General features: G+C 68.9%; 13 protein-coding genes. 9 read left to right on the top strand and 4 right to left on the bottom strand.

All coding sequences use genetic code 11. From position 1 onward, the window contains the following. The first annotated feature begins 138 nt into the window (after positions 1 to 138). Complete coding sequence (gene corA, locus E0H73_RS14565; RefSeq protein ID WP_131355330.1) at positions 139 to 1,293, top strand: magnesium/cobalt transporter CorA; 1,155 nt, start codon at positions 139 to 141, stop codon at positions 1,291 to 1,293. Between the two features lie 214 nt (positions 1,294 to 1,507). Beyond that, the gene (locus E0H73_RS14560; protein ID WP_131355328.1) at positions 1,508 to 2,080 is read left to right on the top strand and encodes an HU family DNA-binding protein; all 573 of its coding nucleotides are present in this window, start codon (positions 1,508 to 1,510) and stop codon (positions 2,078 to 2,080) included. 135 nt (positions 2,081 to 2,215) lie between these two features. Here E0H73_RS14560 and E0H73_RS14555 read toward each other — a convergent pair whose 3' ends face one another. Both E0H73_RS14555 and cofC read right to left on the bottom strand, forming a co-directional pair. Beyond that, a complete protein-coding gene (locus E0H73_RS14555; RefSeq protein ID WP_131355325.1) occupies positions 2,216 to 2,422 on the bottom strand; it encodes a hypothetical protein in 207 nt (68 codons plus the stop codon). A 53-nt stretch (positions 2,423 to 2,475) separates the two neighbouring features. Continuing rightward, a complete protein-coding gene (gene cofC / locus E0H73_RS14550; protein ID WP_131355322.1) occupies positions 2,476 to 3,147 on the bottom strand; it encodes a 2-phospho-L-lactate guanylyltransferase in 672 nt (223 codons plus the stop codon). Between the two features lie 16 nt (positions 3,148 to 3,163). Here cofC and E0H73_RS14545 point away from each other — a divergent pair, with 16 nt between their 5' ends. From E0H73_RS14545 to E0H73_RS14535, 3 genes are read left to right on the top strand one after another with little or no spacing between them, the layout of a single operon-like run. Beyond that, positions 3,164 to 3,961, top strand: coding sequence for a lysophospholipid acyltransferase family protein (locus E0H73_RS14545; RefSeq protein ID WP_131355319.1), 798 nt, complete (start codon positions 3,164 to 3,166; stop codon positions 3,959 to 3,961). Continuing rightward, positions 3,958 to 4,962 carry an NAD(P)H-dependent glycerol-3-phosphate dehydrogenase gene (locus E0H73_RS14540; protein WP_131355316.1) on the top strand — a complete coding sequence of 335 codons (1,005 nt, stop codon included), beginning with the start codon at positions 3,958 to 3,960 and terminating at the stop codon, positions 4,960 to 4,962. The genes E0H73_RS14545 and E0H73_RS14540 overlap by 4 nt, the downstream gene beginning before the upstream one ends. Further along, positions 4,959 to 5,873 (top strand): aminoglycoside phosphotransferase family protein, encoded by a 915-nt coding sequence (locus E0H73_RS14535; RefSeq protein WP_202867390.1) that lies wholly within the window; start codon positions 4,959 to 4,961, stop codon positions 5,871 to 5,873. The genes E0H73_RS14540 and E0H73_RS14535 overlap by 4 nt, the downstream gene beginning before the upstream one ends. 16 nt (positions 5,874 to 5,889) lie before the next feature. Here E0H73_RS14535 and E0H73_RS14530 read toward each other — a convergent pair whose 3' ends face one another. Next, positions 5,890 to 6,591 carry a hypothetical protein gene (locus tag E0H73_RS14530; RefSeq protein WP_165555672.1) on the bottom strand — a complete coding sequence of 234 codons (702 nt, stop codon included), beginning with the start codon at positions 6,589 to 6,591 and terminating at the stop codon, positions 5,890 to 5,892. A gap of 169 nt (positions 6,592 to 6,760) precedes the next feature. Here E0H73_RS14530 and E0H73_RS14525 point away from each other — a divergent pair, with 169 nt between their 5' ends. Further along, positions 6,761 to 8,797, top strand: a complete 2,037-nt coding sequence (locus E0H73_RS14525; protein WP_165555671.1) for a sensor histidine kinase — start codon at positions 6,761 to 6,763, stop codon at positions 8,795 to 8,797. Further along, the gene (locus tag E0H73_RS14520) at positions 8,794 to 9,438 is read left to right on the top strand and encodes a response regulator transcription factor (RefSeq protein ID WP_165555670.1); all 645 of its coding nucleotides are present in this window, start codon (positions 8,794 to 8,796) and stop codon (positions 9,436 to 9,438) included. Before E0H73_RS14525 ends, E0H73_RS14520 begins: the two co-directional genes overlap by 4 nt. On the opposite strand, the gene E0H73_RS14515 is transcribed toward E0H73_RS14520, so the two are convergent. Beyond that, complete coding sequence (locus tag E0H73_RS14515) at positions 9,435 to 10,559, bottom strand: ROK family transcriptional regulator (protein ID WP_131355304.1); 1,125 nt, start codon at positions 10,557 to 10,559, stop codon at positions 9,435 to 9,437. The two genes, E0H73_RS14520 and E0H73_RS14515, sit on opposite strands and share 4 nt — an antisense overlap. Before the next feature lie 74 nt (positions 10,560 to 10,633). Here E0H73_RS14515 and E0H73_RS14510 point away from each other — a divergent pair, with 74 nt between their 5' ends. Further along, the gene (locus E0H73_RS14510; RefSeq protein WP_131355301.1) at positions 10,634 to 11,728 is read left to right on the top strand and encodes a Gfo/Idh/MocA family protein; all 1,095 of its coding nucleotides are present in this window, start codon (positions 10,634 to 10,636) and stop codon (positions 11,726 to 11,728) included. Between the two features lie 19 nt (positions 11,729 to 11,747). After that, a complete protein-coding gene (locus E0H73_RS14505) occupies positions 11,748 to 12,755 on the top strand; it encodes a sugar phosphate isomerase/epimerase family protein (protein ID WP_131355299.1) in 1,008 nt (335 codons plus the stop codon). Positions 12,756 to 12,779 lie beyond the last annotated feature (24 nt).

The following is a 12,779-nucleotide window of genomic DNA, read 5'->3' as shown; positions in this document are numbered from 1 at the left end:
GAACAGCGATCCCTCCAGACATACCGGTCTCGCTCGACCTTGAGAGGCGGAATCCTCTGGTAGTTGCGGCTTGAGTGCCGTGGGGGTCGGGCAGACGCGTGCCCATCACTCACTCGCCTCACCGCACCTGGAGGACTCATGTCCGACCTGCGCCTGCGCACGCTGCGCGCCTTCGGCCGCACCCCCTCGCTTCGCACCGCCGCCCGCAAGCATGCCGCTGCTCCTGTCGTCGAGCCGGCCGAGAAGCCGCGCGACCTGCCGAAGCCCAAGGGACACAGCGTCGTCGACAGTGCGATCTACTGCGACGGCCGCCGGGTCGCGTCGCCGGGTTCGCTGGCCGAGACCTATCACGTGCTGCACAAGGCGCCCAAGAGCCTGGCCTGGATCGGCCTGTACCGGCCGGACCGGCGCGAACTCGCGTCGCTGGCCCAGGAGTTCGACCTGCACGAGTTGGCCATCGAGGACGCCATCCAGGCCCATCAGCGGCCGAAGCTGGAGCGCTACGGCGACACGTTGTTCGTCGTACTGAAGGCCGCCCGCTACCGGGACGCGACCGAGGAGGTCGAGTTCGGCGAGGTGCACGTGTTCGTGGGCCCGGACTTCGTGGTGACGGTCCGGCATGCCGAGGCGCCCAACCTGGCCGCGGTACGGCGCCGGGTCGAACGCGATCCCGAGTTGCTGGACCGGGGCACCGAGGCCGTGCTGTACGCGATCATGGACAAGGTCGTCGACGGGTACGCGCCGGTGGTCGCCGGCCTGGAGAACGACATCGACGAGATCGAGACCGAGGTGTTCCGCGGCGACCCGAAGGTGTCGCGGCGCATCTACGAACTGTCCCGTGAGGTGATCGAGTTCCAGCGCGCGACCCGGCCGCTGGTCGCGATCCTCGAGGCGCTGCGCGGCGGATTCGAGAAGTACGGCATCGACGAGGAACTGCAGCGTTCGCTGCGCGATGTGGCCGACCACGTCACCGAGGTGGTGGAGAAGGTCGACGGTTTCCGCGAACTGCTGCGCGACATCCTGACCGTGAACGCGACCCTGGTGGCCCAGCAGCAGAACGAGGAGATGAAGAGCCTCGCGATCGCCAGCAGCGAGCAGAACGAAGAGGTGAAGCGGATCTCCGCCTGGGCGGCGATCCTGTTCGCGCCGACGCTGATCGGCACCGTCTACGGGATGAACTTCGACAGCATGCCCGAGCTGCACTGGCAGTTCGGGTACCCGTTCGCGATCGGCCTGATGGCGTTGGTGTGTGGGGGTCTGCACCAGATCTTCAAGCGTCGCGGCTGGTTGTAAAACCCGTCCTCCACCCGGTCACGCTGGGCATCGGATCGTTGCTCAGCAGGGATTCTGAAGGCCCGGAACGGCCGGATCGGGCCAAATTGTGGCACGAATCGCCCAAAACAAGGCCGAATTGCCGCGTTGGTGTTTGTGAACTGGCACTGGAGTCCATAACGTTCACGTGAGATCGAGCGCTGTGCTCGACGCCTAGTGTTCACGGAGGGAAGCAGTGAACAAGAGCCAGTTGGTCGAAGCGCTCGCAGTGCACTTCGACGGAAACCGCCGCCAGGCCCAGCACGCACTGGAATCGGTGATCGACACCGTGGAGCGCGAGCTGACCAAAAAGGGTGGCAAGGTCGCCATCACCGGTTTCGGTGCCTTCGAGGCCATCGAGCGTGGGGCGCGCATCGTGCGCAACCCGCGGACCGGTGAGACCAAGCGTGCCAAGAAGACCGTGGTTCCGAAGTTCCGCGCGGGTGCGGAGCTGAAGGCCGTCGTCTCCGGCGCGAAGAAGCTGCCGAAGCTCGTCGTGCCGAAGCCGGCCGCGACCGCCACCAAGGCGGCCGCCCCGGCGAAGAAGGCCGCTCCGGCCAAGGCCGCGGCGACCAAGACCGCCGCCAAGAGGGCGACGGCCACCAAGACGGTTGCCAAGAAGGCGCCGGCGAAGACCGTGGCCAAGAAGGCCCCGGCCAAGACCGTGGCCAAGAAGGCTCCGGCGAAGAAGGCGACCGTTGCCAAGAAGGCGCCGGCCAAGAAGGCCCCCGCCAAGAAGGCTCCGGCGAAGCGCGCATCGTCTCGCTGACCTTCAGCACTGCAGCACCGCAGTACGCACTACAGCGAAGGCCGGTCACCCCACTCCAGGGGCGACCGGCCTTCGCCGTGTGCACAGCGCCGTGTCCGGATGCCTTTGGCAACCTTCTACAGCACGGTGCCGAAATTACAGCACGGTGCCGAAATCGACCCTGGTCACGCTGAGATCCGCGCCCGAGCCGGTGGTCTCGATCCGGACCCGCTGGCCGACGCGCAGATGCCGGACCGGGGTGTCCGCGACCGCGTGCACGGTGAAGGGCAGCTCGATCCCGGTGTCGGTCAGCACCGCACCGGAGAACGTCTCGGTGTCGTAGCGGCTCACAGTTGCCTGCATGCGCCCAACTTAGAGCAGTATTGATTCGTCGCCCACCCCACCGCCCCGGTCAGTCAGCCGGCGAGGCTCTCGGTCCCAGTCGCGGCGCCGAGCACAAGTGACATCACATCCGCGGTCGCTTCGCCGACTCCCAGTTGTACGGCGTGGGCCAGATCGGCTGCCGTGTCGACGTCACGTCGTACCGACTCGATGCCGCTCAACTCGATCGGTATCGCCCCGGATGCTTGGTGGGCTAGTGCGGAACCCACACCGAACCGCGGGTCCAGCGCGACCTCGGGCTGTGCCGCAAGAAGCGACGTACCCGTGCCGGGAAGGTCGATGACGAAGGACCGGGGTGCGACACAAGCCGCGAGTACGGCGGTCAGCTCGGCGGGCCGCAAAGCGGGCAGATCTGCCGAGAGGGCAACGACCCCGTGCTCCGGGAACTCCGCAGCGGCGACAGTGGCGCCGTGCAGCAAGGCTTCGTTGAGGCCTGCGGCCGGGAGGTCCGGCACCACCCGAGCGCCGACCGCGGTGACGTCTCCGGACACCACCGGATCGTCGGTCACGACCAGGACGGCATGGACCAGGGGAGAGGCGAGGGCCGCGGCAGTAGTGTCGACAGCGAAGGCGCGCGCGAGCTCCGGACGGTGCTGTGGGTAGGCGGCAGCGAGCCGGCTCTTCGCGATCGCCGTACGCTTCACCGGGATCACCAGGGTCCAGGGAGCGACCTGTAGGTCTGCCATCAGGCAGGATTCTCCCATGACCGATGGCAGGCACGAGCACCAGGAGGCAGCAGTGGACGGGCAGCGGAAAGATCCCCGGCCACCCCGGGGCTTCTGGTTCGGCCTGATCGTCGTGATCGTGAAGCCGTTCATGCTGGTGTTCACCAAGTGCACCTTCACCGGCCGGGAGAACATGCCCCGCTCCGGCGGCGTGGTCTACGTGCCGAACCACATCTCGCATTTCGACCCGGTCGTGCTCGGATACTTCATCTGGGAGTGCCGGCGGATTCCGCGGTTCCTGGGCAAGGCGTCGCTGTTCAAGCTGCCGGTGCTCGGCCGGATCATCACCAGCGCCGGCCAGATCCCCGTCTACCGGGACTCCACCCAGGCCGCGGACGCGTTCCGGGACGCCGTCGCCGCGGTCGAGCGGGGCGAGTGCGTCGGCGTCTACCCCGAGGGCACGATCACCCGCGACCCCGCGATGTGGCCGATGACCGGCAAGACCGGCGCCGCCCGGATCGCCTTGATGACCGGCTGTCCGGTGGTCCCGATCGCCAACTGGGGCGCCCAGGAGGTCATCAAGTCCTACACCGGCCGCGGCGTGCGGATCCGGCTGCTGCCGCGCAAGACGCTGCTCGTGCGGGCCGGCAAGCCGGTCGACCTGAGCGCGTTCCAGGGCAAGCCGATCACCAACTCGCTGTTGCACGAGGCAACCGAGGTGATCATGGCCGAGGTCGCTGCCACGCTGGGCGAGTTGCGCGGCGAGACCCCGCCCAAGGAGCTCTACGACCTGCGCAAGGCGCGTGCAGCCGACGATGGTGAGGAGACGGCATGACGAAGGTAGCGGTGTTCGGAGCCGGCTCCTGGGGTACGGCGTTCGCCACGGTGCTGGCGAACGCGGGGAACCAGGTGTCCGTCTGGGGACGGCGTGAGTCCCTGTGCGAAGTGATCAACGCCCAGCACGAGAACCCCGACTACCTGCCTGGACTGCGACTCCCGGACACGATCACCGCGACCCACGATCCGGCCGCGGCTGCCGATGGTGCGGAGGCCGTCGTACTGGCGGTCCCGAGTCAGTCGTTGCGGGAGAACTTGAAGGACTGGGCCGACGTACTGCCGAACGCCGTACCCCTGGTCAGCCTGATGAAGGGCGTCGAGGTCGGTACGACGAAGCGGATGAGCGAGGTGATCGCGGAGGTCACCGGCGCCGGACCGGAGCGGATCGCCGTGGTGTCAGGACCCAACCTTGCGCGGGAGATCGCCGAAGGACAACCTGCCGCATCCGTCGTCGCCTGTGCCGACGAAGGGACCGCGACGCGGCTGCAGAAGCTGTGCCATTCGCCGGCATTCCGCCCGTACACGAACAACGACGTGATCGGCTGTGAGCTCGGTGGTGCGACCAAGAACGTGATCGCCCTGGCCGTGGGGATGGCGGTCGGCCTCGGCTTCGGCGACAACGCGCGCGCGTCGGTCATCACCCGCGGTCTGGTCGAGACTGCCCGCCTGGGGAGGGCGCTGGGCGCACAGGAGCACACGTTCTCCGGGCTGGCCGGCTTGGGTGACCTGGTCGCGACCTGCTCGTCACCGCTGTCGCGGAACCGGACCTTCGGCGAGAACCTCGGCAAGGGCATGACCGTGGCCGAGATCGCCGGCGCTACCCGCCAGGTCGCCGAGGGTGTGAAGTCCTGCTCGTCGATCACCGACCTGGCTCATCACCACGACGTCGAGATGCCGATCGCCGAACACGTCACCAAGGTCGTGGCCGGCGAGATGACGCCCAAGGACATGCTGTTCAGCCTCGTCTCCCGGTCGGCCAAGTCGGAGCGCTGGGGATGATCCCTGCCGCCTTTGCGCAATCGACGGTCGACCGCGAAGGCGAGGCAGGCGAGGCCTGGCTGTCCGAGCTGCCGACGATCATCGAGGATCTGCTGGCCCACTGGGACTGCGCGCTCGACGGTCCGCTCGGCCACGGTCAGGTCGGCGTGATCGCACCAGTACGGCATGCCGGTGGACCCGCTGCGCTCAAGGTGTCGTTCCCGCACCCCGGCAACGTGCACGAGCCGGATGCCTTCGCAGCCTGGGACGGCCGCGGTGCGGTGCGTTTGTACGAGCGGGACGACGACCGCTTCGCCATGCTGCTCGAGCGAGCAGAGCCCTCGACGCTGAGAGAGCTCGGTGACGGCGACGAGATCGCTACCGTGGCGGGCCGGCTCAGTCGCCGGCTGTCGATCCCGGCACCGGCGGGGCTACCGCGGCTGGCGGAGCAGGCCGACGGCTGGGACGAGGAGCTTCGCAAGGACGCCGCGGAGTTCGCAGGTGTCCTGCCTGTGGCAGTGGTCGACGCCGCACTCGCGGTGATCGACGAACTGGGCCGGGATCAGCCGGACCTCGTTGTCCACGGCGACTTCCATTCCAACAACATCCTCCGCGCCGGCCGCGAACCGTGGCTGGCCGTCGATCCCAAGGGGTACGCCGGGGATCCGGCGTACGACGGCGCGACCTTGCTCAAGCCCCGTGCGTTGGCGCTGATGGAGTCCGACGACCTGATGAAGGCGCTGCTGCACGAGCTGGACACCTTCGCCGACGCCGCTGAGCTGGATCCGGAGCGCGTCCGGCGGTGGGCGCATCTCCAGGTCGTGCAGGCCGCCTTCCACGGCAGGCGCCACGGCTTCGGGCGGGCACGGGGCGGCCCGCTCCTCGACCGGATCCTCTCCCTGGTGGATCACTGGGCCATCAGCTGGTGCTGACGTACTGCGTGCGCGGTCAACCGAGAGGTGGCAGGTCGAAGGCGTCGTTCGAGGTGCGGAGCAGGGCCACGCTGGCTCCGGCGAAGCCGACTGCCGCGACCATGAGTCCGATGCCGGCGATCACATGGGTCGGCATGAACGGGTGGGTGAAGCCGCCCACTGCCAGGGCGATGCCCATCCAGGCGGGCGCCACCCGGCTGCGCCAGAGGGCGAGACCTTGCAGCAACAGGCCGACGGTGATGGCGAGAATGAACAGCAGGCCGCCGAGGGCGACGATGGGCTGGTCTTCCATCGCGGTGGAGAACTTGTCCATCACCGCCGGGTCCAGCCCTGCATGGACTGTCATGTAGTCCGGTGTCACCGGACCACCTAGCAGGAACAGTCCGGCGCCCAGACCGCCGAGACAGACGACGGCTCCGGCGGTCGACAGTCGCGGCACCTGCCGGCGCGTCACCCAGGCGACGGCGAAGGTCGCCGGGATCAGCAAGAAGAACGGCACCTGCAACCACTGCATGAGCTCGAACCGGCCCTGGTCAGCGGCGATCGCGGCGAGCGCCTGGTCGAACGGTGCGTTGCCGCCGACCGGGTTGATCAGGTAGACGATGCCCTGCAGCAGCATCGGCACCGGGGCGAGGACGGCGAGCAGGACCCGCCAGAAGCCGCGCACGTCACGGGGTTTCCGTTCGGTCTTCGCGGCCTTCGAAGCTGTGGTGGACATGAGCAACTCCTTCGAGAGTGCGCTGCCGTCAGCGCTGGACACCTCAGCGTCGGACCGGACCGGCCCCAGGCGGCAGGTGCGCGGCTCGCGTCGTGATCCGGAGATCCTCCTGGGTGCCCTGGGGGCGTGGCCCTATCCGCCTGTGGGTTCGCGGACTGATGATGAGCCAGTGAGCACCACCTCGGAGGGGACGGGCCCTACCGACCGCCGGTTGCGGTCGGTAGCCCTCGCGGTGCTCGCTGTGGCGTCGGCGCAAACCGTCGTCACCGTGGTCGCTGCAACGGCTTCGGGACTGAGCTGGACCCGGCTGATCGATCTCTTCGTAGTGACCAATGCCCTGATCGGGATCTGTCTGGCGTTGACGGGCTGGCCGATCGCGGACCGCCATCCGCGCAACCTGGTGGGCTGGTCGCTGCTTGCCGGTGGCTTGTTCTACGGTTCGACCGGGTTCGGGACCAGCGTGCTGGCGTGGCTGGGAGAGCCCAGCACGTTCTGGCGTGGGTTCGCCACGCTGACGAACGGCGGCTGGACCTGGGCCTTGGCGACGTTCCTGCCGTTGTCACTCGTTCTGTTCCCGGACGGGCGGTTGCCAAGTCGTCGCTGGCGCTGGGTCGTCGTGGTGCTCGTGGTCACCGGAGTCACGTGGACAGCGTCGGCGGTGCTGGATCCGAAGGGCGGACTGACGAGCGAGCTGGGCATCCCGGGCTATCCGGCCTGGTCCGGGTTCGTACAGATCGTCTGGCTGCAGAACGCCAGCTCGATCGGGCTCGCGGTCGGCTACCTGTCGGCGCTGGCCGCGGTCGTCGTCCGCTACCGGCGCGGCTGCGAGCAGACCCGCCGGCAGATCCTCTGGTTGCTGCTGGCAATGATCCTGATGGTCGGCTGTTTCCTGGTCGCGGCCGCGGCCGGCTCGGAGTCGCTGCTCGTCGGGGTGCTGCCGATCCTGCTCGTCCCGGTGGCCATCGCGATCGCCGTCCTGCGGTACCAGTTGCTCGACATCCGCCTCGTGGTCTCGCGATCGGTGCTGTACCTGCTGCTCACCGGCGGAGTCGTGGCCGGCTATCTGGCGCTCGTCCTCCTGCTGGACCGGACAGTGCGCCATCAGGTCTCGCTCAACTCGTCGGTCCTCGCCACCTTGGTGATCGCGCTCGCCTTCAACCCCGTGCGGGTCTGGTTGCAGCGATTGATTCATCGGGCGTTCTACGGCGCGCGGCAGGATCCGGTGCGGGCGATGGCCGAGGTCGGCGCCCGGCTCGGTACAGCGGCCGGCTCCGGGCTGGACGGCGTACTGGAGGCGCTGTGCCGGGTCATGCACTTCCCGGCGGCCGCTGTGCTCGTCGACGGCAACCAGGTGTCGGCGTACGGCGACTTGCCCGCCGTCCGGCACGCGATCGCGCTCAGGTCCGGAAGCGAGCGGCTTGGTGAACTCGTCGTCGGACTGCGTTCGGGTGAACAGCGGCTCGCTCCGGCCGACGAGCGAGTCCTCACGCTGCTGGCGGCTCCGCTCGCGGTGGCGGTGCAGGCCAGGCGGCTGGCCGATCAACTGCGGGACTCCCGGGAACGGGTCATCTCCGGCCGTGAGGAGGAGCGCCGGCGGATCCGCCGCGATCTGCACGACGGGCTCGGTCCCGTGCTGACCGCGGTGGTACTGAACGCCGACGCGGCGCTGCGCCTGCTCGACAGGGATCGCGAGCGGAGTTCGGTCCTGCTGGTGAGTCTGCGCGACCTGACGATCGGGGCGGTCGAGGAGATCCGCCGCTTGGTGGACCAGTTGCGGCCGCCCGCGCTGGACGGACTGGGCCTGCTCGGTGCGCTGCGGGAGTACGCCGTGACCGCGGGCCGGCGCAGTGACGGCGGCCCACTCGGCATCACGGTGGACGCGCCGGCTGAGTTGGGCGAACTGCCCGCGGCGGTGGAGGTCGCGACGTACCGGATCGTCACCGAGGCGTTGACGAATGTGATCAGGCACTCGAACGCGACGTCGGCCGGGGTCCGGCTGTCGGTACAGAACAGGCGGCTGTCGATGGAGGTGCGGGACAACGGTGTGAACGACGGGCCGCACTGGCAGCCCGGGGTCGGGCTCACGTCGATCACCGAGCGGGCCGCCGAACTCGGTGGCGAGTGCGACATCCGGTACGACCGGACCGGGTGCACAGTCAGCGTCGTACTCCCGTTGGGGCCGTCCGTCCTGGAGGTGCGGGCATGACGGTGCGGATCGTGGTGGCCGACGACCACGGCATCGTCCGGGAAGGCCTTGGCGCCCTGCTGTCCGCGCACGACGGATACGAGTTGGTCGGTACGGCGGCCGACGGGGCGGAGGCGGTTCGTTCGGCTGTGACGCTGCGTCCCGACGTGTTGGTGATGGACATCCAGATGCCCGGGGTGTCCGGGATCGACGCAACCCGCGAGATCGGTCGGGTCGCGCCGGAGGTGGCCGTGGTGATGCTGACGATGTTCGACGACGACGAGTCGGTGTTCGCCGCAGTGCGCGCCGGTGCCCGCGGATATGTGCTGAAGGGTGCGGCACCGGACAACGTGATCCGGGCCATCGCCGCGGTCGCCGCCGGCGAGGCGATCTTCGGACCGGGGGTCGCTCGCCGGGCGCTCGCCTACCTGTCCGGGCCGCGTGCCGACGAGCCCGCGTTTCCGGAGCTGACGCCGCGCGAACGCGACGTGCTGAACCTGATCGCGGGCGGACTCGGCAACGCTGCGATCGCTGCCAGGCTCGGCGTCGCGAACGCGACCGTCGGCAACCACATCACCAGCATCTTCGCGAAACTGCAGGTGGCCGGCCGGGCCGAGGCGATCATCCGAGCCCGCTCCGCTGGTCTTGGTGATCCCGGCTAAACGGCGAGGGCGTGCTGAAGGACGAGGGTTGCGGCGCCACGCAGCGCGGCGTCCTGACCTGACCGGCTGGTGGTCACGTGCAGGTCGGTGGTGGCCAGGGGCAACGATCTGGCGTAGATCGCTTCGCGGATGCCGGCCAGCAGGCTGTCGCCGGCCTGGGACAGTGAGCCGCCGATGACGATCACCGACGGGTTGAGCAGGCTGACGGCCGCGGCGAGGACGGTGCCGATCTCACGGCCTGCCTGGCGGACCGCTGCGGTTGCGGCGGTGTTGCCGGCGCGGACGAGGTCGACGATGTCGTGACTGCCACCGACGTTCAGCTGGGCGGCGATGGCCGATGCCGACGCAACCGCCTCCAGGCAGCCGGTGTTGCCGCAGTGGCACAGTTCGGTGCGGCCTGGTGCCTGGATGTGGCCGATGTCTCCGGCCGCGCCCTTGGCGCCACGATGCAGGCGGCCGCCGCTGATCACGCCGGCGCCGATGCCGGTGGCGACCTTGACGAACAGGAGGTGCTCGACGTCGGCGTACTCGGTCGCGTGTTCGCCGAGCGCCATGATGTTCACGTCGTTGTCGACCAGGACCGGCGCCTTCAGTTCGTGGTCGAGCCGGCCGACCACGTCGTAGGAGTCCCAGCCCGGCATGATCGGCGGATGGTTCGGGCGCCCGGTGCTGTGCTCGACCGGTCCAGGCAGTCCGACTCCGGTGCCGGCAAGATCCGTGACTGAACGCCGCGCAGCCTTCAGCAGCGAACGTCCGGTTTGCGCGATCGCAGTCAGGACCACCTCGGGTCCTTCGGCGATGTTGAGCGGCATGGTCGACCGATCGAGGATCTCGCCGGTCAGGTCGGTGAGGGCGACGGATAGATGTGTCGCGCCGACGTCGGCTGCCAGGATCAGTCGGGCGGTCGGATTGAACCGGAACCGCGCCGGCGGCCGACCACCGGTCGACGCTGCCTCACCGGACGGTACGACGAGTCCCGCCGTCAGCAACTCTTCGATCCGGCCGGTCACGGTGGACCGGGCCAGGCCGCTCAGGTCGATGAGTTCGGCGCGGGTCCGGGGCTGCCCGTCCAGGAGCAACCGCAGCACGGCACCGGTGCCCGCCGTACCCAGATCGCTCATCGCAGCACTTCCGTCGTTGGACCGATGGACTTTTGCTTGACAGGGTTCAAAAGTGTCACATAGCGTCCTTCGACGTGTCCACCAGTGCGCGCAAGCTCCGGGTCGGGATCGTCGGCGGCGGCTTCATGGGCCGTGTTCACGGCAGGTCGGCCCTGGTGGCAGGAGCCCAGGTGGTCGGCGCGATCGGGTCCAGCCCGGCGCGTGCGGAGGCCGCGGCTGAGGCGACCGGTGCCGAGCGCGGTTTCGCGACCCTGGACGAGCTACTTGCCGCCGACATCGATGTCGTCCACGTCTGTACGCCGAACAACACCCACCTCCCGGTGACGCTGCAGGCGCTCGAGGCCGGCAAGCACGTGATCTGCGAGAAGCCGCTCGCGACCTCGGCGCAGGACGCGGCCGGTCTGCATGCCGCCGCTGTCGACGCCGAGCGCGTCGGAGCGGTGCCGTTCGTCTACCGCTACCACCCGATGGTCCGCGAGCTCCGGACCCGGATCGCCGCCGGCGACGCCGGAGTGATCACCAGCCTGCACGGGTCGTACCTGCAGGACTGGCTGACCGGTGTGGACGACCAGAACTGGCGGGTCGACGACCAGACCGGCGGTCCGTCCCGGACGTTCGCCGACATCGGGTCGCACTGGTGTGACCTGACCGAGTTCGTCACCGGCGACCGGATCGCGGCGATCAGTGCGCAACTGCGGACCGTCCGGAGCGAGCGTGGTGGCGTGCAGGTGCGCACCGAGGATCTGGCGACCGCGCAGTTCCGCACCGAGGCAGGAGTGGTCGGCGCGATCGTCGTCAGCCAGGTCGCCGCGGGCCGGAAGAACCGCCTCTACCTGGAGGTCTCGGGGACCGAGTCGAGTTTCGGCTTCGACCAGGAGGACCCGGATCGCCTCTGGGTCGGCCGTCGTGCCGCCTCGCAGTTGCTGACCCGGGATCCCGAGACGCTCAGCCCGCCCGCGGCGCGAGTGAACCGGCTGCCGGCCGGGCATGCGCAGGGCTACCAGGATGCGTTCGACTCGTTCGTTGCCGACAGCTATGCCGCCGTACTGGGTGATCGCCCGGACGGTCTGCCCGATTTCGCCGCCGGTGCACGGTCCGCCCGGCTGGTCGACGCCGTACTGCGGTCGGCCGCGGACGACAGCGCCTGGACCACCGTCGAGAACTCTTAATCGCTGAGGAGTCAGTCAGATGCCACGTCCGATCACGTTGTTCACCGGTCAGTGGGCCGACCTGCCGTTCGAGGAGGTCTGCCAGTTCGCCTCCGAGGCCGGGTACGACGGCGTCGAGATCGCCTGCTCGGGTGACCACTTCGACGTCCAGCAGGCGGTCGACGACGACTCGTACGTCCAGGGCCGCAAGGACATCCTGGCCAAGTACAACCTGCAGGTGTTCGCGATCTCGAACCACCTGGTCGGCCAGGCCGTCTGCGACAACCCGATCGACTTCCGGCACCAGGCGATCGTGCCGTCCCGGATCTGGGGCGACGGCGACGGCGAGGGTGTGCGGCAGCGCGCCGCCGAGGACCTGAAGAACACCGCCCGCGCGGCCGCCAAGCTCGGCGTGAACACGGTGATCGGCTTCACCGGGTCTTCGATCTGGCAGTACGTCGCGATGTTCCCGCCGGTGCCGGCCGAGCGGATCGAGGCCGGCTACCAGGACTTCGCGGACCGGTGGAACCCGATCCTCGACGTCTTCGACCAGGAGGGCGTGCGGTTCGCGCACGAGGTGCACCCGTCGGAGATCGCGTACGACTACTGGACCACCACGCTGACGCTCGAGGCGATCGGGCACCGCGAGGCGTTCGGCCTGAACTGGGATCCGTCGCACATGGTGTGGCAGGACATCGACCCGGTCGCGTTCCTGTGGGACTTCAAGGACCGGATCTACCACGTCGACTGCAAGGACACCCGGATGCGGGTCGGCGGCGGCCGCAACGGCCGGCTCGGGTCGCACCTGCCGTGGGGCGACCCGCGCCGCGGCTGGGACTTCTACTCCACCGGCCACGGCGACGTGCAGTGGGAGGACTGCTTCCGGGTCCTGAACTCGATCGGCTACGACGGCCCGATCTCGGTCGAGTGGGAAGACGCCGGCATGGAGCGCAAGGTCGGCGCCGCCGAAGCAGTCAACGTCATCCGCAACCTGGCCTTCGACAAGCCCGCAGCCGCCTTCGACGCCGCCTTCGCCACCGACAAGTAGTCGCGCGCGAACAGTTGGCCTGGC

Origin of the sequence: Kribbella pittospori (assembly GCF_004331465.1) — a bacterium.
GTDB lineage: Bacteria > Actinomycetota > Actinomycetes > Propionibacteriales > Kribbellaceae > Kribbella > Kribbella pittospori.
The sequence above is the reverse complement of the archived record's forward strand: the minus strand, read 5'-3'. Positions and strand labels throughout refer to the sequence as shown.